Origin of the sequence: Paraeggerthella sp. Marseille-Q4926 (assembly GCF_916618935.1) — a bacterium.
Lineage (GTDB): Bacteria > Actinomycetota > Coriobacteriia > Coriobacteriales > Eggerthellaceae > Paraeggerthella > Paraeggerthella hominis.
The window spans coordinates 478624-501247 of the sequence record NZ_CAKAKF010000004.1; the positions used below are offsets into that span (position 1 = coordinate 478624).

Annotated in this window: 22 protein-coding genes and 2 tRNA genes; 20 read left to right on the plus strand and 4 right to left on the minus strand. The window is 58.5% G+C overall.

Annotated elements, in window-relative coordinates; genetic code table 11:
* The first annotated feature begins 35 nt into the window (after nucleotides 1-35).
* The gene (gene groL, locus LG373_RS10605; protein ID WP_114567245.1) at nucleotides 36-1673 is read left to right on the plus strand and encodes a chaperonin GroEL; all 1638 of its coding nucleotides are present in this window, start codon (nucleotides 36-38) and stop codon (nucleotides 1671-1673) included.
* A gap of 685 nt (nucleotides 1674-2358) precedes the next feature.
* On the opposite strand, the gene LG373_RS10610 is transcribed toward groL, so the two are convergent.
* Entirely contained in the window at nucleotides 2359-2784 is a 426-nt protein-coding gene (locus LG373_RS10610) for a DUF2510 domain-containing protein (protein WP_225749758.1), read from the minus strand.
* Nucleotides 2785-3017: 233 nt separating this feature from the next.
* On the opposite strand from LG373_RS10610, the gene LG373_RS10615 reads away from it, so the two are divergent.
* From LG373_RS10615 to LG373_RS10630, 4 genes are all read left to right on the plus strand, one after another.
* Nucleotides 3018-3899: an arsenic efflux protein gene (locus LG373_RS10615; RefSeq protein WP_216529365.1), complete on the plus strand. Its 882-nt coding sequence runs from the start codon at nucleotides 3018-3020 to the stop codon at nucleotides 3897-3899.
* A gap of 126 nt (nucleotides 3900-4025) precedes the next feature.
* A complete protein-coding gene (locus tag LG373_RS10620) occupies nucleotides 4026-4628 on the plus strand; it encodes an HD family phosphohydrolase (RefSeq protein ID WP_216529366.1) in 603 nt (200 codons plus the stop codon).
* 176 nt (nucleotides 4629-4804) lie between these two features.
* Nucleotides 4805-4880, plus strand: a tRNA-Lys gene (locus LG373_RS10625).
* Nucleotides 4881-4937: 57 nt separating this feature from the next.
* Nucleotides 4938-5011 (plus strand) — tRNA-Gln (locus tag LG373_RS10630).
* 77 nt (nucleotides 5012-5088) lie between these two features.
* On the opposite strand, the gene LG373_RS10635 is transcribed toward LG373_RS10630, so the two are convergent.
* A complete protein-coding gene (locus LG373_RS10635; RefSeq protein ID WP_225749759.1) occupies nucleotides 5089-6015 on the minus strand; it encodes an FAD:protein FMN transferase in 927 nt (308 codons plus the stop codon).
* A gap of 140 nt (nucleotides 6016-6155) precedes the next feature.
* Here LG373_RS10635 and LG373_RS10640 point away from each other — a divergent pair, with 140 nt between their 5' ends.
* The 12 genes from LG373_RS10640 (at nucleotide 6156) to eno (ending at nucleotide 15768) form a co-directional block, all read left to right on the plus strand.
* Nucleotides 6156-7661: a LuxR C-terminal-related transcriptional regulator gene (locus tag LG373_RS10640; protein WP_225749760.1), complete on the plus strand. Its 1506-nt coding sequence runs from the start codon at nucleotides 6156-6158 to the stop codon at nucleotides 7659-7661.
* 132 nt (nucleotides 7662-7793) lie between these two features.
* Nucleotides 7794-8837 carry a twin-arginine translocation signal domain-containing protein gene (locus LG373_RS10645; protein WP_225749761.1) on the plus strand — a complete coding sequence of 348 codons (1044 nt, stop codon included), beginning with the start codon at nucleotides 7794-7796 and terminating at the stop codon, nucleotides 8835-8837.
* A gap of 112 nt (nucleotides 8838-8949) precedes the next feature.
* Entirely contained in the window at nucleotides 8950-9519 is a 570-nt protein-coding gene (locus tag LG373_RS10650) for an ECF transporter S component (protein WP_114567403.1), read from the plus strand.
* 296 nt (nucleotides 9520-9815) lie between these two features.
* On the plus strand, nucleotides 9816-10034 hold the full coding sequence (gene infA / locus LG373_RS10655; protein WP_114567402.1) for a translation initiation factor IF-1: 219 nt from the start codon (nucleotides 9816-9818) through the stop codon (nucleotides 10032-10034).
* A 101-nt stretch (nucleotides 10035-10135) separates the two neighbouring features.
* Entirely contained in the window at nucleotides 10136-10249 is a 114-nt protein-coding gene (rpmJ, locus tag LG373_RS10660; protein ID WP_006363204.1) for a 50S ribosomal protein L36, read from the plus strand.
* Nucleotides 10250-10271: 22 nt separating this feature from the next.
* Entirely contained in the window at nucleotides 10272-10640 is a 369-nt protein-coding gene (gene rpsM, locus LG373_RS10665) for a 30S ribosomal protein S13 (RefSeq protein WP_114567401.1), read from the plus strand.
* 11 nt (nucleotides 10641-10651) lie between these two features.
* Nucleotides 10652-11050, plus strand: coding sequence for a 30S ribosomal protein S11 (rpsK, locus tag LG373_RS10670; RefSeq protein ID WP_009306916.1), 399 nt, complete (start codon nucleotides 10652-10654; stop codon nucleotides 11048-11050).
* A gap of 19 nt (nucleotides 11051-11069) precedes the next feature.
* Nucleotides 11070-11696, plus strand: coding sequence for a 30S ribosomal protein S4 (rpsD, locus tag LG373_RS10675; RefSeq protein ID WP_114567400.1), 627 nt, complete (start codon nucleotides 11070-11072; stop codon nucleotides 11694-11696).
* Between the two features lie 29 nt (nucleotides 11697-11725).
* Nucleotides 11726-12676 carry a DNA-directed RNA polymerase subunit alpha gene (locus LG373_RS10680; RefSeq protein ID WP_114567399.1) on the plus strand — a complete coding sequence of 317 codons (951 nt, stop codon included), beginning with the start codon at nucleotides 11726-11728 and terminating at the stop codon, nucleotides 12674-12676.
* Between the two features lie 12 nt (nucleotides 12677-12688).
* On the plus strand, nucleotides 12689-13252 hold the full coding sequence (gene rplQ, locus LG373_RS10685; protein ID WP_114567398.1) for a 50S ribosomal protein L17: 564 nt from the start codon (nucleotides 12689-12691) through the stop codon (nucleotides 13250-13252).
* 183 nt (nucleotides 13253-13435) lie between these two features.
* The gene (locus LG373_RS10690) at nucleotides 13436-14293 is read left to right on the plus strand and encodes an energy-coupling factor transporter transmembrane protein EcfT (protein WP_225749762.1); all 858 of its coding nucleotides are present in this window, start codon (nucleotides 13436-13438) and stop codon (nucleotides 14291-14293) included.
* Nucleotides 14294-14475: 182 nt separating this feature from the next.
* Nucleotides 14476-15768 carry a phosphopyruvate hydratase gene (gene eno, locus LG373_RS10695; protein ID WP_216529371.1) on the plus strand — a complete coding sequence of 431 codons (1293 nt, stop codon included), beginning with the start codon at nucleotides 14476-14478 and terminating at the stop codon, nucleotides 15766-15768.
* A gap of 108 nt (nucleotides 15769-15876) precedes the next feature.
* Here the strand turns inward: eno and LG373_RS10700 are convergent, their stop codons facing one another.
* Nucleotides 15877-16725: a cysteine hydrolase family protein gene (locus tag LG373_RS10700; protein ID WP_225749763.1), complete on the minus strand. Its 849-nt coding sequence runs from the start codon at nucleotides 16723-16725 to the stop codon at nucleotides 15877-15879.
* Nucleotides 16726-16753: 28 nt separating this feature from the next.
* The gene (locus LG373_RS10705) at nucleotides 16754-18136 is read right to left on the minus strand and encodes a uracil-xanthine permease family protein (protein ID WP_225749764.1); all 1383 of its coding nucleotides are present in this window, start codon (nucleotides 18134-18136) and stop codon (nucleotides 16754-16756) included.
* Between the two features lie 222 nt (nucleotides 18137-18358).
* On the opposite strand from LG373_RS10705, the gene LG373_RS10710 reads away from it, so the two are divergent.
* The 3 genes from LG373_RS10710 (at nucleotide 18359) to LG373_RS10720 (ending at nucleotide 22612) form a co-directional block, all read left to right on the plus strand.
* On the plus strand, nucleotides 18359-19981 hold the full coding sequence (locus LG373_RS10710; RefSeq protein WP_216529374.1) for a PucR family transcriptional regulator: 1623 nt from the start codon (nucleotides 18359-18361) through the stop codon (nucleotides 19979-19981).
* A 172-nt stretch (nucleotides 19982-20153) separates the two neighbouring features.
* A complete protein-coding gene (locus LG373_RS10715) occupies nucleotides 20154-21257 on the plus strand; it encodes a ring-opening amidohydrolase (protein ID WP_216529375.1) in 1104 nt (367 codons plus the stop codon).
* Nucleotides 21258-21349: 92 nt separating this feature from the next.
* Complete coding sequence (locus tag LG373_RS10720; RefSeq protein ID WP_216529376.1) at nucleotides 21350-22612, plus strand: hypothetical protein; 1263 nt, start codon at nucleotides 21350-21352, stop codon at nucleotides 22610-22612.
* Nucleotides 22613-22624 lie beyond the last annotated feature (12 nt).

Sequence of the window (22624 nt, forward strand, 5' to 3'; positions counted from 1 at the left end):
GCTAACAACAACGCAGTTGAAAGGATAAAAGCATCATGGCTAAAGAGATCAAGTTCGAGGCTGATGCCCGCAGCGCGCTTGCTGCCGGCGTCAACAAGCTGGCCGACGCCGTCAAGGTGACGCTTGGCCCCAAGGGTCGCTACGTCGCTCTGGAGAAGTCCTACGGCGCTCCGCTCATCACCAACGACGGCGTGACCGTTGCCAAGGAAGTCGAGCTGGAGGATCCCGTTGAGAACATGGGCGCCCAGCTGGTGCGCGAAGTTGCCGTGAAGACGAACGACGTCGCCGGCGACGGCACCACCACCGCTACGCTGCTGGCCGACGTCATCGTGTCCGAGGGCCTGCGCAACGTGACCGCCGGCGCCGATGCCCTGGGCATCCGTCGCGGCATCCAGAAGGCCACCGACGCCATCGTCGCGTCCATCAAGGCCGACGCCACGCCGGTTTCCACGAAGGACCAGATCGCCAACGTGGGCACCATTTCCGCAGGCGACGCCAACATCGGCGAGAAGATCGCCGAGGCCATGGAGGCCGTGGGCAAGGACGGCGCCATCTCCGTTGAGGAAAGCCAGACCTTCGGCATCGACATGGACATCGTCGAGGGCATGCAGTACGAGCGCGGCTACATCTCGCCGTACATGGCTACCGACATGGAGAAGATGGAGGCCGTGCTCAACGATCCCTACATCCTCCTGACCGACCAGAAGGTCACCAACATCCAGGACATGGTTCCCCTGCTGGAGGAGATCATGAAGTCCGGTCGCCCGCTGTTCATCGTCGCTGAGGACGTCGAGGGCGAGGCTCTGGCCACCATCCTGCTGAACAAGCTGCGCGGCACGTTCAACTGCGTCGCCATCAAGGCCCCCGGCTTCGGCGACCGCCGCAAGCGCATCCTCGAGGACATCGCCGCCGTCACGGGCGCGCAGGTCATCGACAAGGACTTCGGCATGACCATGGCGGATGCTCGCGTCGACATGCTGGGCCACTGCAAGACGGTCAAGGTCACGAAGGACACCGCTCTGATCGTGGACGGCGCTGGCGACAAGAAGGCCATCGAGGATCGTATCGGCCAGATCAAGGCCGAGCTCGAGCGCGCCGACTCCGACTTCGACCGCGAGAAGCTGCAGGAGCGCCTGGCGAAGCTGTCCGGCGGCGTGGCCGTGCTCAAGGTGGGCGCTGCAACCGAGTCCGAGCTCAAGGAGACGAAGTCCCGCATCGAGGACGCTCTGCAGGCAACCCGCGCGGCTGTCGAAGAGGGCATCGTTGCCGGCGGCGGCGTGGCTCTGGTTGACGCGCTTCCCGCGCTCGACGACGTCAAGGCTGACGACAAGGACGAGGAAGTGGGCGTTGCCATCATCCGCAAGGCTCTGGAGGCTCCGATGCGCGCCATCGCCCAGAACGCGGGCTACGAGGGCAGCGTTGTGGTTGAGCATGTCAAGAACATGGGCAAGGGCGAAGGCCTGAACTGCGCCAACGGCGAGTACGGCAACATGATCGAGATGGGCGTCAACGACCCCGTCAAGGTGACCCGCACGGCTCTGCAGTCCGCTGCTTCCGTTGCGGCCCTTATCCTCATCACCGAGGCCACCATCAACGAAATCCCGAAGGAGGGTCCGGACCTGTCCGCGCTGGCAGCAGCTGCTGGCGGCGGCGGAATGGGCGGTATGATGTAAGCCCTGCGGCCTGCATCGCACAATTTAAACTCGGAAAGAAGGGCGGCCCGCGGGTCGCCCTTCTTGTGCTCGCAGCGGGATGCGAGTCCCGCATGTGCGCGCCGGTTCCGTTGCGTTCGTTGCGACGCGTTCGCTACGGCGCGCCCTCTTCGCCGGGATTCTGTCAAAACGAACGAGGTTTGATGGTCCTCAAGCCAGGATAAATGCAACAAGCAATCCCCTGACCAGGCATGATAAAAAACAGCCCTTGTCAACCTGCCTTCGCAAAGCGAAAAACCGCCGCAAAACTCGTCCGTTTTGACAGAGTCTGGAAACTTCCGCGGCAAATCGAAGCGTCCGAGTAGCGCCGACCCCGCCAGTCCCGTCGGCCCCGCCAAGCCCGAACGCCCCGCCAAGCCCGAACGCCCCGCCAAGCCCGAACGCCCCGCCAGCCCCGTTGACCCCGCCGCCCCGCCAGCCCCCCGTCGATCCTGTTGCCCAATTCGAAACGTCCTGACGAGTTTTCGGATCAAGCGCGATCGGGGGATTTCGATATCCCGTTGCTCAGGGCGCTTGGGGCGTCGAGCGACCTATGCGCGGCGCTCGCGAACTTTCCGAATTTGCCCCTCGACGCAAAACAGCCCGACCCCTGGGCGTGTTGCCGCCGGAGGAGTCGGGCTGTTCGATGGTGCTGCGTCTTGGTTTGCTAGGCGTCTTTTTTCGAGACCAGCAGGAGAATGCCGCCGATAAGGGTCACGAAGATGAGCGTGCATACGCCAAATGCCGTGGTGTTGGGCTTCGTTCCCTTGTAGATGTTCCAGCAGCGGATGCTCATGGGGATCATCCAGGCCAGGGGAATGATGAGCCAGCACACCGACACCGTGGACACGATGCACAGGATGAACGCGACCAGCCTGAGCGTGCGGTCGCTGTCGTTGCTGGCCGTTTGCGGGTAGTAAGCCTGGCCGCCCGAAGCTTGCGGGTAGACGGGAGCGGGGCTTCCGTAAGTCGGCTCTTGACCTGCGGGCTGAGCGTCGGCGTAGTCGTCGGTCCACTGCTCGCCGTTCCAGTAGCGAAGTTTTGCTGCGTCTCCCGAGGGGTCTGCGTACCATCCAGCTTGTGGGTTTGTCATACTGCCTCCATGAACGAATGGAAATTGAGTCCAGTATAACTGAATCGTTTGGCTCTTATTAGGTTCCAAGCGGGTTGTTACCTGTTCTTTCGATACTTCGCCGCCCGGCTCCGTCCGGATTTTCCGCCTTCGCGCGCCTCATTCGAGGCCTGCGCCCCGCTGCGGGCGGTCTTCCGTGCCCATTTCACGACGGGCGGTTGCTCCGGTTGAGCATTGGTCTACAATAAGTTGTTATGGAAGAATTCATACATATCGCAGGGCATGTTCTGGAGCATTCCGTTTCGGACACGCTGTATCTCATCCCGTTTTTGTTCGTCACCTATTTGGCGATGGAGTGGCTCGAGCATAAAACCGGCAGTAAAGCCCAAGCCGCAGTTCAGCGCGCTGGCGCGGCGGGCCCTATCGTCGGCGCCGTTGTGGGCGTGGTTCCGCAATGCGGGTTCTCTGCTGCCGCGTCAACGTTGTGGGCCGGCCGCGTCATCACGCTGGGGACGCTGTTCGCTGTGTTCTTGTCTACGTCGGACGAGATGCTTCCCATCTTCATTGCAGAGCAGGTGCCTCTTGCGGTGATCCTGAAAATCCTGGGGGCGAAAATCGTTATCGGCATGGTGATGGGCTTTATCGTGGACGCCGGCATGCGCCTCGCGCGGCGCATCGACGCGCCGTTGCACATTCACGATCTTTGCGAGCACGACCACTGCCACTGCCATGATGGCGAGGGCGGCATCTTGAAAAGCGCCTTTAAGCACACGGTTCAGGTCGCGCTGTTCATCTTTGCCGTGACCGTTGCGCTGAACACCGTTCTTGAAGTGGTGGGAGAAGATGCTCTGGCAACGTTTCTCGGCGCTAACCAGGCTCTTTCGGTGTTAGGTTCCGCGCTGGTGGGCTTGGTGCCGAACTGCGCCGCAAGCGTGGTCATCGCGCAGCTGTACGTGGACGGCGCCTTGGGCTCGGGGGCGATGCTGGCGGGTTTGCTGGTAAGCGCGGGCGTGGGCTTGTTGGTGCTGTTCAGGGCGAACCGCAACTGGAGGCAGAACGTTGCCATTGTGGTGGGTTTGTATTGCACGGGCGTGGCGTGGGGCCTGATTGCGAACGCGCTGGGCATCGTGTTCTAGCGATTGCGCAGACGCGGCGCTTGCTTGTCGGCTCTTGGCAGCGCGGCGCTTTGCTTGCCCGACGTGCTATGCGCTATAGTGGCAAGAAGCACTCGAGATCGATGTCAAGAAGGAAGAGAGGACATCATGTCAACGCTGGAAGCCGGTATGACGCGCGACGAGGCGTTCGCGCTCCTGCAAGCGCACAACAAGGATCCGTTCCATATCGAACATGGCGAAACGGTGGAGCAGACCATGCGCTACTTCGCGCGCGAGTTCGACCCCGAAAACGAAGAATTCTGGGGTATCGTGGGGCTGCTGCACGACCTTGATTGGGAAGAGCACGATGACGAGCCGGAGAAGCACACGCTGTACGCTGCGCCTTGGATCGAGGCTGCTGGCGGCACGCCCGAGCTCATCCGCGCCATCCAGAGCCACACGTCCGATTTCAATCCGGATCTGCCCAGACCCGAGCTTCAAATGGAGAAGGTTCTGTTTGCGGCGGAGGAATTGACGGGGCTTATCGGCGCGGCTGTGGTCATGCGGCCCAGCAAAAGCGTCATGGACTTCGAAGTGAAATCGCTCAAGAAGAAGTTCAAGGACAAGCGCTTCGCCGCCGGAGTCAGCCGCGACGTCATTCGTTCCGGGGCGGAAATGCTAGGTTGGGAGCTTGACGAGCTGTTCGCCCGCACCATCGAGGCCATGCAGTCGTTCGCGCCGGACAGGGACACGTTCAAGCCTGCCGAATAACGAATTCGCATTCGAGCGCCCGCCCAAAGCGGGCGCAGGTTTTCCAGACGAGCGAGGGGGAAGGATCCTTTCGCGAAGAGTCCGAGCGTTTTGTGGGCTTGCGGGGCCTTCAAACATTTTCATTGACCGGCCTTGTCCGCACGGCTAAAATGTATTCTCGCGCATTGGAGCGACGTGGGCCGTTAGCTCAGTTGGTAGAGCAGGGGACTTTTAATCCCAAGGTCGCGGGTTCGACTCCCTCACGGCCCACCATTTTTTTCCTTCCAATCGCGATGGCAGGGGCTTCGGCTTTTGCATGCCGTTCTGAACTGGGCCATCGTCCAACGGCAGGACTCTGGTTTTTGGTACCAGCTATCCAGGTTCGAATCCTGGTGGCCCAGCCACTTCACACCGCTCATGTCGTTCGCATCAGTGCATCGCGCACCGCATTTTGCTTCGCCGCTCCGCGTGGGCGGCGTTTTTATTCCAGCAGTTCGAAGGGGATGTCGCTTCCTATCCCGGATGTTGCCAGCACATCGCCCTCGTTCGTTACCAGCACGGCTTCCAACGACGGATGGCTCTCCGCAAACGCAAGCGCGCGATCGGCGCCCATGATGACGAGCGCTGTGGTGAATCCGTCCGCGTCAAGCGAAGCGCGCGAAACCACGGTGGCGCTCAGCAGGTCGGTCTGCGCGGGAAAGCCGGTGCGCGGATCCAGAATGTGGTGGTACAGCGTGCCGTCGCGCTCGAACGCGCGCTCGTATATGCCGCTCGTCACCACCGATCCGTCGCGAACGCTTACGCAGGCGAACGAATCTAGCATCGGCAGGGCGCTTGAAGGAAAGGGCTTTCGGATACCCACCCGCCACGGCGTTTCGTCGGGCTTGCCTCCCATAACCGCCACATTGCCTCCCAGGTTGACCAACGCGCGCTCGACGCCGCTCTCGCGCAACAGCGCAAGGATGCCGTCGGCGATGTATCCTTTCGCGATGCCGCCCAAGTCAACGCAGGCCAGCGGGTCGTACAGCGTCACGGTCGAGCCCGTCACGGCAACGTTTCGGTAGTCCACGTGGCGCAGCGCTGCAGCCAGATCGTCGGGGTTGGGGATCGTTTGCCGCTTGAAGTCCCAGAGTTGCGTTGCGCTTCCCATGGTGATGTCGAACAGCCCGTCGGTGGCGCGGCAGTATGCCAACGCCGTGTCGATGAACGTTGCCAGCTCGGGATCGACGTCGGTCGGAACGCCGCGCGCATGGTTGAGCCGAAACAGCTCGCTTGCGGGATCAACCCGCGAGAGCAAAAGCTCGCAGCGGTCGCACCATGCCACGGCTCGGTCGATGATGCTTGCATCGTCGGTCTCCGCACTGATGGTGTTGGTGGTGTTGAACCGAAAGAACTCCCGAGAAACCATACCGTTCCCTTCAACGTGAAGCGCCATACGCTACTGGAACAGTATACTTTCTTTGGAGCCGTGCTGCAGGTGCGGCATGCGACGCGGGTGAGCGGCGTCGGCCGATGCCACGGCGAACGAGCGGTGGAAGGAGAAACGCAATGCAGCCTGAAAAGCGAGGCCTCATCCCGCAGTTCGATGCGTTCGACACGGTTGCTCTTCTTTCCTTCTGCATGAGCGTTCCCCTGCTTTTGCCCGTTCTCGAGTTTTGGCAGCGCGCGACGACCCCAGCCCTTGGCGCGGGTTCGTTTTTGCCGGCCGTTTCGTTCTCGACGGCGCTCTCGCTTGCCGCCATGTTCACGTCGCTCGCGTTCCTGTTTGTCTGTTTGCTCAAAACGGCGCATGCTCGGCTGAACCGCACGGTCGTGCTATTGGCCTTAGGTTGTTACGCGCTTGGATATGCACTGCTCGATCTGTGGAGCTTCGGGGTTGTCGATGGATCCCTTGTTGAGGCGGGATGCGGCCTTATGATGGGGTTCGGAGCGGCCGTCATGAGCCTTGTTTGGGTGAGCCGGCTGCGCGTGCTCGCGTTTCGACGCGCGTTGGCGGTGGTTTGGGCTTCCGCGCTCGGCCTGTTTGCCAGCAGCGCTTTGTTGCCGATGCTCAACGTTGATGCGGCGCGCGTAGCGCTTACGTGCGCGGCGGCTCTTTCCCTTGCGGGATGCGCTCGGCTGTTCTTTCGCTCGCAGCGTGAGGACGATCGCTTGGCGCAATCGGGCGCGAACTGGTGGGACGTGTTCGGCCATCTGGACGTTTCCGTAGTGGAAGGGACCGGGGATTTCAAGACGCCGCTTTCCCGGGCACTGTTCTTCGCGGTCATGCCGTTTTCCATGTTGCTGCTGTTCGTTGCCGACAGCAGCTTGGCGCAGACGATGGAGTGGGGGATGGCGCCGTTGGCATGGGCTGGCTTGCTCGCCGAAGCCGCTATGGTGCTCCTTGCGTTTCTGAAGACGGACCAAGCCCTGATCAACTTTTCCTATCGCTTCTTCTTGCCGCTGATGGCTTTCGCGACGTTTGCCGCAACCGCGTTTGTCGATCCGCCGCTTCAGCGTTCGGCGATGGTGGTGGGTTCTCTTGCGTTCTGCACGGTCTACGCGCTCATTATGTCGGCAATGCTCGTTTCCATGGCGGGTCGCATGCGCTCTCTCGCGTTGCCCGCTGGCGGCATCATGATTATATTCAGCTGTCTGGTGTGCCTGCTTTCGGACGCCAGCGCCAACGCGGGCGTCCTGGGCGCGTATCGCTACCAGATCCTCATCGTACTGTTCGTGATCATGGCCGTTGTCCTCATGGTCACGCCCAGCTCGCGGCTGTGGCGCGTCATGCTTGAAGGCATCGATGCTGCGGAGTCGGCTTTGCCTGACGCGCGGGAAGATTACCTGCGTCGTTGCGCCCAGCTGGCGGAAACGCATCGTCTGACTGCTCGAGAAGCCGAAATCTTGCTGCTTTTGGGCCGCGGGCACACGTCGATTTTCGTTGCCGAAGAACTGACGGTGGCCGAATCCACGGTGCGCAGCCATCGCAAGAACATCTATCGCAAGCTTGGCGTGTCGTCGCACGAAGAGCTGTTCAAGCTGCTCGATGACCAGGCTGACGAAGGCGTTTGAACAATCTCCCCCTTTTCGTTTAGAAAGAACATGCCAGGTGGGGAGCAAGTCCCCTCGTTTTGACGATAGATTCCCCTTGCTTCGGCTCGTATGGTGGCCTCGTTGTTTGAAGATACTTCAAGGGAGGCTACCATGGAACTGCAAGTCACTCGTCGTGATTTTCTCAAGGGGAGCATTGTCGTAGCGCTGGGCGCGGCAGGCGCTTCCATGCTGGGTTCGTGCGCGCCAAGCGGCGCCGCTGCAACATCCGAAGGCGCGACGCCCGCAGTCGGTTCGGGCGGCTCCTCGAACGCGGTTACCCTTCATCGCGGCTACGGCGCGGCTCACGGTGACAAATGCTTCACAAGCGTGGTCGTCGCTACGGCAGATGACGGCTCGATCCTTGCCGTGAGCGTGGACGATTACCAATTCATGCCGGCCGGTTCGACGGGCATCACGCCGGTTCCGAATTCCGATGCCGGGCTTGCGGCCGGCTACGCAACGGGTCAGGTGCTCATGTCGAAAACCGTGAACACCGATGCGTATTCCGCAATGATGAAGGAGAAGGCGCAGGCCACGCAGCCTTGGCTCACGTCCATGCGCGCTATCGAAGACTACTGCGTTGGCAAGAAGCCTTCGGAGCTGAAGAAGGCCAGCATCGATACGGTGTCGGGGGCTACGCTCGTCGACGCTCCCAACTATCTTAAGCTGGTGTCCGAAGTTGCTCAAAGCGACGCCATCACCTCGTCGGGCACGTATTCGGGTGATGGATCGAGCCTCAAGCTAGGGCGCATCAACGCCGCTGCGCATGGCGACAAGGCGTTTGCCGAAGCCGTTTCGCTCGTGCAAGACGACGTGCTGGTTGCAACGAGCATCGACGAGTTCCAGTTCGTCGCCACGTCTTCCGAAGGCTTCGTTCCCGTACCGAATTCCGATGCAGCGTTTGCCGCCGGTTACGCCGAGGGCCAGATGCTCATGTCCAAGTCGGTGAACTCCGAAGCGTATTCCGCGATGATGAAGGAGAAGGCCCAGGCCACTACGCCATGGATTGAGTCCATGGCGGCCATCGAATCGTTTGTGGCTGGCCAGAAGATCTCCGACGTGAAGGCGAAGGGCCCCGACGCCGTTTCCGGTGCGACGCTTGTGGACACCGCCGGCTATGTGAAGGCGGCGGTAGAGGCTGCCAAGGCTGCTTAGATTCGCTGTTCCGTTCCCCTTGCGAAGCGAGCCGATTGTCGTACGCGTCGGCTCGCTTCGCCGTTGCTTGCCGAGCGCATTATAATAGGCGGAAAGCCGGATAGGAGACTCTATGGACGCATTGCCGTACGAGCGACGTAACCGATCTCCCAAGCAGGGTGCCGCCATCGGCCTGCTTGTCTTGATGGCGATGGTCCTCAGCTTTGTCGAGCTTCCAGTGGTCCCGGGCGCCGAATGGCTGAAGTACGACCCCTCCGGTGCGGTGTCGTTGCTGGCCACCGTGCTGTACGGCTCTTGGATAGGGGTCGGCGTGGCGGTTGCTTCGTGGATACCCCATTTGATTACCGACCCCTTGGGCGCGTTCATGAACATCATGGCAACCGTCTCCCTTGTTATGGTGGTAGGGGCGGTGTATCGCCGCAAACCATGCTTGCTGTATGTCGTGCTGGGCTGCGCGGCTGGCGTGGCCGCGTCTACGGCCGTTTCCGTCTGTTTGAATTTCGTGGTGATGCCGTTGTACGTTGAGGCGACGTATCAGCAGGTTGCCGCGCTCGTGTTTCCCGCGCTGCTGCCGTTCAACGTGCTCAAGGCGTTGGCGAACTCGGTTTTGGCCATTGTCTCGTACCGGAAGCTGGCGGCTTTGCTGGGGGAGTCGGATCTTGGCTCGTCTTCTTCACATTAAATACCCTTGACCTTGCAGGCAAAATGCCTATACTTATTTCTCTGGCGGAGCGTCCACCCTTAAAACGCGCCCGACCCCGTCGAAGCCGACAAGGCGGCTGCGCATCGCGCGAGTACCTGGCGGTCCTGCTCCTTATGCGGACTGCGCGGTTCCGAACCGCACGCCTGACATGCAGGCATATTCGAACCAACGGTTTGTTGGCTTTCTGTGCCCAAAAAATTCTCTTGCTCAATCTACACTTTATTTGGTAGAATCTATCGTTGCTGCTTATAACGACCTGCTTTGAAGGAGCACTTTTGAGCAAAGAAGATGTAATCGAGCTTGAGGGAACTGTCCTAGAAGCGTTGCCGAACGCTATGTTTAGGGTTGAGCTCGAAAACGGACACAAGATATTGGCCCATATCTCTGGCAAGATGCGTATGCACTACATCAAGATCCTGCCGGGAGACAAGGTGACGGTTGAGCTTTCCGTCTACGACCTGAATCGCGGCCGTATCACGTATCGTTTCAAGTAGGCGCAGTTTTTTGCGTCAAGCGCGTTAATCAGTTAAGAAAATTCTCACCTGCGGCTGGGTGTGGAGTATAGACGGGAACGCATAACCGAAAGGAAATGATTATGAAGGTACGTCCTTCGGTCAAGAAAATGTGCGACAAGTGCAAAATCATCCGACGCCATGGCAAGGTCCTCGTTATCTGCGAGAACCCGCGCCATAAGCAGCGTCAGGGCTAGGAAGAAAGAGGAGATATAACCTATGGCACGTCTTGTTGGTGTCGACCTTCCTCGCGACAAGCGCATTGAAGTCGGCTTGACCTACATCTACGGCATTGGCCTGACCACTTCCAAGCAGATCCTCGCCGAGACCGGCGTTGATCCGAGCGTCCGCGTGAAGGACCTCACGGAAGATGATCTGCAGAAGCTGCGCGACTACATCCAGGGCAACATCAAGGTGGAGGGCGACCTGCACCGCGAGGTTTCTCAGAACGTCAAGCGCCTCATGGAGATCGGTTGCTATCGTGGACTCCGCCATCGTCGCGGCCTGCCCGTTCGCGGACAGCGCACGCACACGAACGCGCGCACGCGCAAGGGTCCTCGTAAGCAAATCGGCGGAAAGAAAAAGTGAGGTAGCTAGAAGTGGCAGCTAAGAAAAACGTGCGCACGCGCATTAAGCGCTCCGAGCGTAAGAACATCGCCGTTGGCGCTGCGCATATCAAGTCTACGTTCAACAACACGATCGTGAGCATCACCGATCCTCAGGGCAATGTGATCTCGTGGCAGTCCGCCGGCACGGTGGGCTTCAAGGGCTCGCGCAAGTCCACTCCGTTCGCTGCTCAGATGGCCGCCGAGGCCGCTGCGAAGACGGCGATGGAGCATGGCCTGCGCAAGGTGTCCGTGTTCGTCAAGGGCCCGGGTTCGGGTCGCGAGACGGCCATCCGCTCTCTGCAGGCCGCCGGCCTGGAGATTGCCAGCATTCAGGATTGCACACCCATCCCGCACAACGGTTGCCGTCCGCGCAAGCGTCGTCGCGTGTAGCTGAAAGGATCTAAGTATTATGGCTCGTTATACTGGAGCGGACTGCCGTTTGTGCCGTCGTGAAGGTGCGAAGCTCTTCCTGAAGGGCGACCGCTGCTACACGGAGAAGTGCGCAATCGAGCGCCGTAACTACGCGCCGGGCGAAGCCGGCAAAAAGCGCATCAAGGAAAGCGAATATCGCACTCAGCTGCGCGAGAAGCAGAAGACCAAGCGTATCTATGGCGTTCTGGAGAAGCAGTTCCGTCATTACTACGATATGGCCAACCGTCAGCAGGGCGTTACGGGTGAGAACCTGCTTCGTATCCTGGAAAGCCGTCTGGACAACGTCGTCTACCGCCTGGGCTTTGCGAAGTCTCGCGCGGAGGCTCGCCAGCAGGTGCGTCACGGTCACATCGTTGTCAACGGTCGTCGCGTCGACATTCCGTCGTTCCGCGTTCGTCCGGGCGACGTGGTTGCCGTTGCTCCCAAGGCTCAGGACATGTTGGTCATCAAGAGCGCGCTGATCTCCAACGAGCGCGTGCAGGTGCCGGCATGGCTTGAGGTTGACATCGAGAAACTTCAGGGCAGCGTTCTCGCGCTTCCGCAACGCGACCAGATCGATCTGGATATTCGCGAGCAGCTCATCGTCGAGCTCTACTCGAAATAATCGCGGCATAGTAAGGAGGCTTACCCCACATGACAGAGTTCATGAGGCCTACTGTAACAACGGAAGAAGTCAACGATACTGTCGCGCGTTTCATCGTCGAACCGCTCGAGCGCGGTTACGGCTACACGCTGGGCAACTGCATGCGTCGCGTGCTGCTCTCGTCCCTGGATGGCGCAAAGGCTACGGCCATCCAGATCGAGGGTGTGCAGCATGAGTTCACGACGGCCGAGGGTGTCATCGAGGACATCACGGACATCGTTTTGAATGTCAAGGGACTCGTGTTCTCTGCACTGAACGACGACATCGAAGAGGCCACGGCGCATGTGTCGGTGGAGGGTCCTTGCACGGTTACGGGCGCGGACCTCGACATCCCGACCGAGTTTACCCTGGTCAACCCGGAGCACGTCATTGCGACGGTTTCCGATGGCGGCCAGTTGGACATGACGGTTCGCATCGGCGTCGGCCGCGGCTACGTGTCTGCCGAGCGCAACAAGCGCACGGAGGATCCCATCGGGGTCATCCATGTTGACTCGTTGTTCTCGCCGGTCCGTCGCTGCACGCTCAACGTGACCGACACCCGCGTGGGCCAGCGTACTGACTACGACAAGCTCGTGCTGGAGGTGGAAACGGACGGCAGCATCACGCCGACCGAGGCCATCTGCCGCGCGTCCAACATCGTGAACCAGTACATGGGCGCGTTCTTGAGCCTGTCCGATATGGCCGACGAGGAGGAGGGCGAAGTTCCGTCCATCTTCGCGCCGGAGGGCCAGGAGTCCAACGCCGAGCTGGACAAGCAGATCGAGGATCTCGACCTGTCCGTTCGCTCGTACAACTGCCTGAAGCGCGCCGGTATCCATTCGGTTCGCCAGCTGGTCGAGTTCTCCGAAAACGACCTGCTGAACATTAGGAACTTTGGTGCGAAGTCCATTGAGGAAGTGAAGGACAAGCTCATTTCCATGGACCTCAATTTGAAGCTATAGGAGATACGTATCATGCGACACAATTACAAGGGCCGCAAGCTGGGCACCGACTTCAGCCACACCAAGGCCATGAAGAAGAGCCTGGTGAACGCCCTGTTCCTGAACGACCGCATCAAGACGGTCGAGTCGCGCGCCAAGGAGATCCGTCCTGACGTCGACAAGATCATCACCTGGGCGAAGCGCGGCGACCTGCATGCTCGTCGTCTGGCCATCGCGGCTCTGGGCGACAAGGAACTCGTGCGCGAGATCTTCGAGAAGGTCGAGCAGGGCATGTTCCAGGACCGTCAGGGCGGCTACACCCGCATCATGAAGCTGGGTCCCCGCAAGGGCGACAACGCCCCCATGGTCATCATGGAGCTTGTGACCGAGCCCGTGAAGAAGAAGGACGAGGAGAAGCCCGCCGCCAAGAAGGCTGCGAAGAAGGTTGCTCCCAAGAAGGTCGAGAAGGTCGAGGAGGCTGCTGAGGCTCAGGCTGAGGAAGCCGCCGTCGAGGCTGCCGACAAGGCTGAAGAGGCTGCTGCTGAGAACGTGGAAGCCGTCGAGGCCGAGGTTGTGGAGAAGGAGAAGGCTGAATAGCTTTCGCTTCGCTTCATACTGATATGAGAAAGGGATCCGCATGCGCGGGTCCCTTTTTTTGAGTGTTCGGCGAGCATGATCGTCAAACTGCGGGCGTGACGTGCGCCTTGCGGTTCGCGCTCGCGTTAGCGTTGGCTTCGTGCAGTTCGTGCGCGCATCCTCCGATTGTGGCATACTGCCTGCATGCGAATCAACGTAAGCTCTTATATTCCCGGCGCCTCGCCGGTGCATGCGTGCGACGCACGGGTTAAGCTCGTGCTGCTTGCTGCATATTCCGCTACGTTGTTTTTGGTGCATACGTGGATTGGCCTGGGGTTGTGCGCGTTGCTGTTCGCTGCTGTTGCGATGGCGTCGACGGTGCCCGCTCGAAGGCTGTTCGGTTTGATGCTGCCGGTGTACGTGATCGTTGCGTTCACGGTGGTGTTCAATGCGTTTTCGTTCGATGTGGCCCAGGCGGCTGCTGCAGGCGCCCCTTCGGGGTTGGGCGACGTGTCGGCGGGTTTTTTGGGCGCATGGTCCCCAATTGCTTTGTTTGGCACGTTCGGATTCGTGCCTGCGGGATTTGCGCGCGGCTGCTTCTTCGCCGTGCGGATCATCTTGCTTGTGGTGGGCAGCCTGGTGGTTACCTACACTACTACGTCGACTGAGTTGACCAATGCGTTAAGCAGTTTTCTTCGCCCCTTGCGACGTCTTGGCGTTCCGGTGGACGATATAGCCATGGTGTTCTCGCTCGCGTTGCGCTTCATTCCCGTTACCGCCGAAGAGCTGGCGCGCGTGCACGATGCGCAGCAAGCGCGCGGCGCATCGTTCGACGTAGGCGGGTTGTGGCAGCGTTTGCGGGCTTGGCAGACGGTGCTCATCCCCTTGTTCGTGGGGTTGTTTCGCCGTGCCGACTCGCTGGCCGTGGCCATGGACGCGCGCTGCTACGGCGCCCCCGACGTGGAACGCACCTCGCTTGCGCCGCGCGCGTTCTCGTTGGCGAGCGGCGTGGTGCTGGCGGCAGGGTTGGCGGTGTGCGCGGTGTTGTCGATTTTGCTGTGAACCTGCATTCGAGACTGTACGTTTCTTAGCGCCTGGATGCCTCTTTCTTGATGCTCTTCGGTCTTGCGGGCTGCCGTTCGTCGCTGCGGTTATGGGAAACGCGCAGGGTTGCCGTCTCCCGGTTTCCGACGTGCTATGATTGCTCTTGATGTAAATCGTCATCATCCTACGAGGAGGCATTCATGAGCGTCATCATCGATGTGTTCGGTCGCGAGATTCTCGACTCGCGCGGCAATCCGACCGTGGAAGTTGAGGTCGTGCTGGAGGACGGTTCGTTCGGCCGCGCGGCTGTGCCGTCGGGTGCTTCGACTGGCGCGTTCGAGGCTGTTGAGCTGCGAGATTGCGATAAGGGTCGCTATTTGGGCAAGGGGACGCTCGATGCGGTTGCTCATGTGAACGGCGAAATCGCCGACGCCCTGATTGGCGTGGAAGCCGACGACCAGCGCTTCGTCGACGACATTATGCTGGAAATCGATGGCACCGACAACAAGGGCGCGCTGGGTGCGAACGCCATCCTGGGCGCGTCCCTGGCCGTGGCGAAGGCTGCTGCAGAGTCTGCCGAACTTCCTCTGTACAAGTACGTCGGCGGCGTGAACGCGCATCTGCTTCCCACGCCCATGATGAACATTCTGAACGGCGGCGCGCATGCCGACAACAACGTGGACTTCCAGGAGTTCATGATCATGCCGGTCGGCGCCGACTCGTTTGCCGAAGCGCTGCGCTGGTGCGCTGAGATCTACCACACGCTGAAGAAGGTTCTGCACGATGCCGGCCTTGGCGGCGGCGTGGGCGATGAAGGCGGTTTCGCTCCGAACTTCAAGACGAACGAAGAGCCGCTCGAGTACGTGATGAAGGCATGCGAGGCTGCTGGCTACAAGCCCGGTTCCGACATCATGTTCGCTATGGACCCGGCTTCGACCGAGTTCTACGATGCCGAGAAGCAGAAGTACGTGCTGGCCGGCGAGGGCCGCGAGCTGACGAGCGCCGAAATGGTCGACTACTGGGAGGCTTTGGTCAACAAGTACCCCATCATCTCCATCGAAGACGGCATGGCCGAAGAGGACTGGGACGGCTGGAAGCAGCTGACCGAGCGCATCGGCGATCGCGTGCAACTGGTGGGCGACGACCTGTTCGTCACGAATTCCAAGCGTCTTGCCAAGGGCATCGAGATGGGCTGCGCGAACGCCATTCTTATCAAGGTGAACCAGATTGGCAGCTTGACCGAGACGCTTGAGGCCATCGAAATGGCGAAGCAGGCCGGCTATGCGTGCGTCATGAGCCACCGCTCGGGCGAGACCGAGGACACCACCATCGCCGACCTGTCCGTGGCCTGCAACACCGGCCAGATCAAGACGGGCGCGCCGTGCCGCAGCGACCGCGTGGCGAAGTACAACCAGCTGCTTCGCATCGAGGAAGAGCTTGACGCTCAGTCGACGTATGCCGGTATGGCTGCGTTCTACAACATCAAGCGCTAGGGTTATCTGCAAAATCGAGAGGCGTGCGAAATTCATGCCTTTCGGCGGAAGAAGTCGCCAGCCTCCTTGAGGGGCTGGCGGCTTCGTTCTTGTGGTACGACTGTCTTTTTAGGCGGTTTTCATTGCCTCGATTGCTTGAATGAGTCGTTTCGAGTCGGTTACGTTGCCGAACACGCCTCCCTGCATCTTGATGGATTTAATGGCGGCTTCATGGTTGCCCGGGTCGGTGGCCCCTGTGCCGTCTTTCATGAGAATGCACCAGTATCCGTAATCGTTGGCTTCGCGCATGATGGTATGTACGCATACGTCGGTGGTGATTCCGCAGATGACGATATGCGTGATACCGAGATTTTTCAGTACCATATGGATGGTGCTTGAGCCGAACGCCCCTTTTCCTGCTTTATCCACTATGAATTCTCCTGGCATGGGCTTCACGCGTTCGTGCAGATTCCAATTCTCCTGACCGCGTACGAGTAGGCGTCCCATGCCCTGCTCTGGTTTATCGCCGATTCCTACGCCGTTGCCGATGATTTTGCTGCGTAGGATTTTATTGAACGGCGCATCGGATAGGTCGGGCAAGTGGCCTTCTCTTGTGTGGATAACGTTCATGTCGGTTGTGCGAACGGCGGCCAAGGCACGCTCGATAGGGCCTAGCGCTGATGCCGTCTGCTGAAGGTCGTAGCCCATTACGTCGACATAACCGTTCTTGCCGCAGAAATCGATTTGCATGTCAACGCAGATGAACGCCGTTCGTGCTGAGTCCATTTCGACATAGGCGGTGTCCCCGAAGTTCGGGCAGTCCTCCACGGGCAAGGTCACAAGGGTCCCGATCGGGTTGCCGTAGAGCCACGAGGGATAGTGAAACGTTCGGGTTTCGAGGAAGTCCTCGTAAGCTTCGTCCACCCGTTTCAGCATGGTGCCCCTGGCTTCGTCGTGGATTTTTGGCGCGTCGATCATATCTGTCTCCTTTTATGTTGTCGGACAACTACTTTGTTTCGTCGGTCGAGTTGGTGATACGGGGTGGGTTTTCGGCGCACGCCGTGCTGGTCGTATCGGCTGCGTAGCGACACTGCGGCTTTCTCATAACGAGTTGTTCCATGATTACCGTCAGGATGATCACCATGATTACGGGGTTCTTGAGCAGGGTGGAAACAAGGCGCGGGGTTTCGGAGAAGAAGGAATCGGGCAGAAACGATGTGCCGAGCGCAAGGAAGACCGAGAATCCGACGATGAATATTTCTCGCGTATTGAACGCGCCCGCTTGAACCATGGTGCGTGCACCAATCCCGATGAGCGTGCAAGCCACCCCTATGAGCACGGCTCCGGCTACAGATTCGGGCATGGCAGCCATCACTCCTCCGATGGTGCCGAAAAAACTCATGGCAATGCATGCGATGCTTGCACATATCAAGAAGAACCTGGAGGCTACGCGGGTTAGCAGCACGAATCCTAAGTTCTCTCCGTATGGTGCGGTCGGCGGGGCTCCCAAGGCGCCTGTTAGGCAATGCTCGATCAAGCCGAATATCGTGAACGTGCGTCGGTGTTCTCGTTCGGTTTGTTTTGCGTCGACGATTTCCGAATACCCTTCAACGTTGCCGTACGCGTTCGCCGATGCGAATATCGTCACTACGGTCATGGTGACGATGAGATCGATCGGCGGAAGCGATATGCCGTAAGGGAACAGTTGGGGAATGGTGAAAACCGGCATGGAAGCTACGAGACCCCAGTCAAATTTACCCAAGGCTATAAACGCAAGGTAGCCTATAACGATGGTTATGAGCACGGGGACGGTGGCAATCAGGCCGCGTCCTTTGATGGACAGCCATCCGCAGAACAACGCCAGCCCGATGCCCAGAGCGAAGGGCATCGAAAACCCGTCCGATGCCACCAAGCTGACGCCGGTGGTGCTGGTGGAGAGGCCCACCATGAGTATCATGGCTCCTGAAACAATCGGGGTCCATACGCTGCCAATCTTATCCATGATGCCAAGCGCACTCAAAATGGCTACGATGATGCCCGCTATGATGAAGGCGTTGAAAGACTCCAGGGCGTAATCTGCCCCTCCGACGGAACAGGCGGCCACAATGGCCAGCGAGGGGATGATGTTGGGACCCGAAATCATGGCAAGTCGATGCCCAAAGAGGGCTTGCAGCAAGGTTGATGCACCGATGACGAACACTACCCGCGTCATGTATAGGCAGAGATCCTGCCCTTCGAACCCAAGGCCTTTCCCAACGATGGAGTACCCCCAGACCACGGGATAGAACATGATCATAATCCATTGAGCCGAATACAGTATGGCGTCGCGCTTTGTCCGAGGCGTATCGTCCGGGCCATATACGAGCTTGTTGGCAGAGTTGGAGGACATGGGGCATTCCCTCCTTTCGACCATGCGTCCGAGCATGGCGAGCGGCTGAACAATGCTGGCGAGGAGGATGCGCGTCCTTGTGTAGACAATCTTACAGAATTGATGCATCGGGGTCTTTGTCAGTTGTTGCCAAAGACCCCGATGGTAATTTGGCAGCAGAAAATCATGTCTTTCCACTAGGATAAATAGTGCGCTTCCGTGTGCGATGGCAAAGGGGGCTTCATGCACAAAACAGTCAGGGATATGTTTGGTCTTGAAAGTTTCGAGGGCGCTAAGGTTGTCGCAGGGGAAAGCGGCTTGTCGAACACCGTTGTAGGGGCATCCCTTATGGAGGTTCCCGACGTGTTCCCTTATTTGGAACGGGATACGCTTCTGCTGACCACGCTGTTTCCCATTGCCGACGATGCCGAGCGCATGGATGACTTCATAGCCCGGGTATACGAGTGCGGCGTGGCCGGCGTGTGTATAAAGCCCTTGCGCTATATTGGGAAAATACCGGAACGTATGCTCCAGCAGGCTGATGAGCTGGGAGTCCCCGTGCTCGAACTGCCGCCTGACGCCAATCTTTCAAACATGGCCAACCAGATACTCTCCCTATCGTTGAACGAATACATCGCGCAGCTTCAATTCCGCAGCCATGTGCACAATGTGCTGGCTGAGCTTTTACTGAACGATTCGGATGTGCAGGCGCTCGTAGAGTGCTTGGGCGTGCTTGTGGAAAGGGATGTTTGCGTGCTGGACAAGGACATGAAGATCATGTGCGCCGCGTCGGCTGCCGGCCAGCTTTTCGAAGAGGGCGCGCTTGCCGATCGGGTTGATCCTCGGAGTATGCTGGAGCGCAGACGCAAATTATTGATCGACCACAGCTTGTATCCTATTGTCGCCGGCAAGCATCGATTCGGGTATGTTTACGTTTTAGACTATCCAGCCGATTCGAATGACCGCATCAGCATCGATATAGCTGTGGAGCAGTCTGCTATTTTGCTTGCAGCGCTGTTTCTTAAAACGGATGCGGTGTTTAAGAATCAGAAGAACTTTCGCGATGTGTTCATTCGAGACCTGTTGCAGGGCAAAGTGAAGTCACCTATCGAGATCGAGAATAAGACGAAGGCGTTCGGCATGTCCCTTGTGTTCCCGCAGCCGGTCATTTGCTTGAAGGCATTCACGGAGGATGAAATTGCCCGCAAGGAGTTCTATGACAGGGCGATCAACACCGGTCTTTTCGATGAATGGTACGCTAAGCTGGGGGATCGTTTGATCCAGCGGGTGTACCTGGTGTATTTCAATGACGCCATCGTGGTGCTGGGAGGCGTTGCCGACGAGGATCGATTAGTGGCTTTGTTCCGGAGCATCATGCCCGATCTTATTGCGTTGGCTCGTGCCAAAAGCGTGAAGATAGGAGTGGGAATATCAGACTCATGCGACCATATTCAGGCGCTCGATATGGCGTACGCGCAGGCTATGAGCGTGCTTAAAACGGGAGGGGCTCTGAACAAGCAGTCATTCGTCGACACGTACTCCAAGCATCGGGTGTTCTCTATTATCGAAAACGTAAGCAACGTTGACACGCTGAAGCAGTTTGTTCGCGACAAGATAGGGGTGCTTATTGATTACGATCATAAAAACGGCACCGATCTCATGGAGACGCTCGGACTTCTGATAGAAGGGGACCTGAACTACAAACGCGTGGCAGAGCGATCGTTCATTCATTACAACACCGTACGGTATCGCGTGAGCAAGATCGAGCAGTTGGGGGTTGGGTTGAAGCCTGGCCGCGATTTTGCGGAAGTGGTGGTCGCTCACGATTGTTGGGTGTGGCTTCGTGCGCTTGAGGATATGGAGTAGTTCCGTATAGCCGGTCCTTTCATAGGTGTTGGTTCGAATTGACAATGATCATCGCGATCCTTTGGTGACGAACGACAATGACAGGTAAAAATCGCGTCCATACAATGGGTGCATAGGGATAAGCCCATTGGCCAATGGTTCTGCCCAGTCACTTCAACCAGGAGGATGCTGTATGAAAAAGATCGATGTTCACAAGATCGAAATGTCCAGTCCTGATGACACACGTGGCTTGAAGAGCCTTATAGACGAAGGCGTCGTGGATCCGAAAACGATTATTGCCGTGCTCGGTAAAACCGAAGGCAACGGTTGCGTGAACGACTTCACGCGAGGTCTTTCGACCATCGCGTTCAAATTGCTCATTGCTAAGGAAACCGGCTGGTCTGAAGAGGATATTGCGAAGAAGGTCGCTTTCGTGATGTCCGGTGGCACTGAAGGCGTGTTAGCTCCTCATGCTTCCGTATTCTGCCGTATCGAGGCGGAGGGCGAGCCTACGTCTGCAAAGACGCTGGCCGCAAGCTCTGGCTTCACTCGAGAGTTTCTACCTGAAGAGCAGGGAACCATGGCGGTGGTGGAGGAATGCAAGCGCGTGACGCTGGAGCTTATGGAGCAGGCTGGCATCACGTCTGCAGAAGACGTGCATTTTGTGCAGATAAAATGTCCGTTGCTTACGTCTGAGCGGATTCTTGATGCGCAGGAACGTGGTCATGATGTTGTAGTTCATGACACATACGAATCTATGGGATACAACCGCGGAGCTTCTGCATTGGGCGTCGCGCTTGCGCTTGGGGAGGCTGCCGAGGGGTCCGTCACCGGCGATGCCATTTGCAGCGATTGGTCGCTGTACTCGAAAGTGGCATCGACGTCGGCTGGTGTTGAACTGCTGAATTGCGAAATCATCTTGATGGGCAATTCTGTCGAATACGATAGCGCCTATACCATTGGGCACAGCGTCATGAAGGACGCCATTGACCTCGAGGCTGTGTTGGAGGCCATCGAGAATGCCGGCATGGAGCTCGATGGGCTGCCTACGGCGCAGCAGAAGGCAAAGATCGTCAATGCGCTTGCGAAGGCAGAGGCCGACTCGACAGGTTATGTTCGCGGTCGTCGCAATACTATGCATACTGATTCCGATATAAACCATACGCGTCATGCGCGCGGTGCCGTAGGCGGTGTGATAGCTGCTGCTGTAGGGGATCCGATGATCTACGTATCGGGCGGTGCCGAGCATCAGGGTCCGGACGGCGGCGGCCCGATTGCCGTCATCGTTGAACGATAGTCGAATGCCCCATGCCCCGATCAGATGGGCATGGGGCTCCTTCTAAAACCGAAGTCTGCACCTCATAACCATTCCAGAGAGAGGATGGGAAGATGCAATTTGTCTTGAGTCTTGTTCCGCTCGCTGTCATCATCGTGCTTCTGGTCATGAAAAAGCACATGCTGTTCGCGGGCCTTGTCGGGGGCTTCGCCGCTATGATAATCGGCGGGATTTCCTTCGGCGATTTGGGCGGTGCCATGACCAAGGGTTTGGGAACCATGTTCGGCAATGTCGCGCCCATTCTGTACGCTGCGGCAGCGGCTATGGCCGGCAAAGGCGGTTGCTTTAAATCGCTGGTCAATCTCTGCGAAAAACTGCTAAAGGGTAAGTTTGCCGTGCTCGCCGCCGTGTTGGTTGTCGTGCAGGCTTGCGCTACGTACATGGCCGGTTTGTCTGCAGGGAATACCATGGTTATCGCACCTCTGGTGTTTGCCGCCATCGGCGCGGTCCCTGAAGTGGTTGCGGGCATGGCTATTGCGGGCGCCGTGTGCTTCATCACCTCCCCTGCGGGCGCGCAGGGCGTGGTCACGGCTGAGAATATTGGGATTGATGTAGTCGAGTTCGCCAATATCATGACGCCGTTCACTATCGTGTTGGTGTTGCTGGCAGCCGCCCTTGCCTTCTATGGGGTGTACCGTCGCGGCACCATGGTGGCCGATCGCGCGGCTAAGGCATCTGAGGGGGTTGTGGAGGAATCCGTCAGCAATGCGAAGCTGTTCGTGCAATCCATTCCCGTTATCGTGTTGCTGCTTATGGTGGTTCTTGGCGGTTGGGTCAACGGCTTGGTGGGCTCGCATGTTATCGTTCCCGCCGTCACCGTATGCGTCGTCTGCATTCTCATCGTCATGTGCACGCCGCTCGACATCGAGGGAACCTGCAATGCGCTTATCGACGGATCTCAGTTCATTCTGACGACCATGTTCTCGGTAGGCATCTTCTTGGGATTCATCAACCTTATGGAGCAGATTGGCGCATTTTCCAATATTGCTTCTATTGCGAGCGCGGTGCCGACGTTCATTATGCTTCCGGTGGCTATGATCATCGGTTTCTTGATCGCCATACCTTCGGGCGCGTATTGCGCCGGTGTGCTCACGCTGATTCTGCCTACCATGGCGCTTATGGGGTTTTCTCCTATCGCCATGGGCCTTATTGCGTTGGCTACCGGCTTGGGAACCCAAATCAGCCCTGTTCAGATCAATGTCGTTGCGCTTTCGAATGGATTTGACAAGAGCATAATGGATATCGTGAAGAACAACATGAAGTACATGGTTGGCATGCTTGTCCTGCTGATCGCGGTTTCGTTCTTCTTCGCATAAGGGTACGGTTGG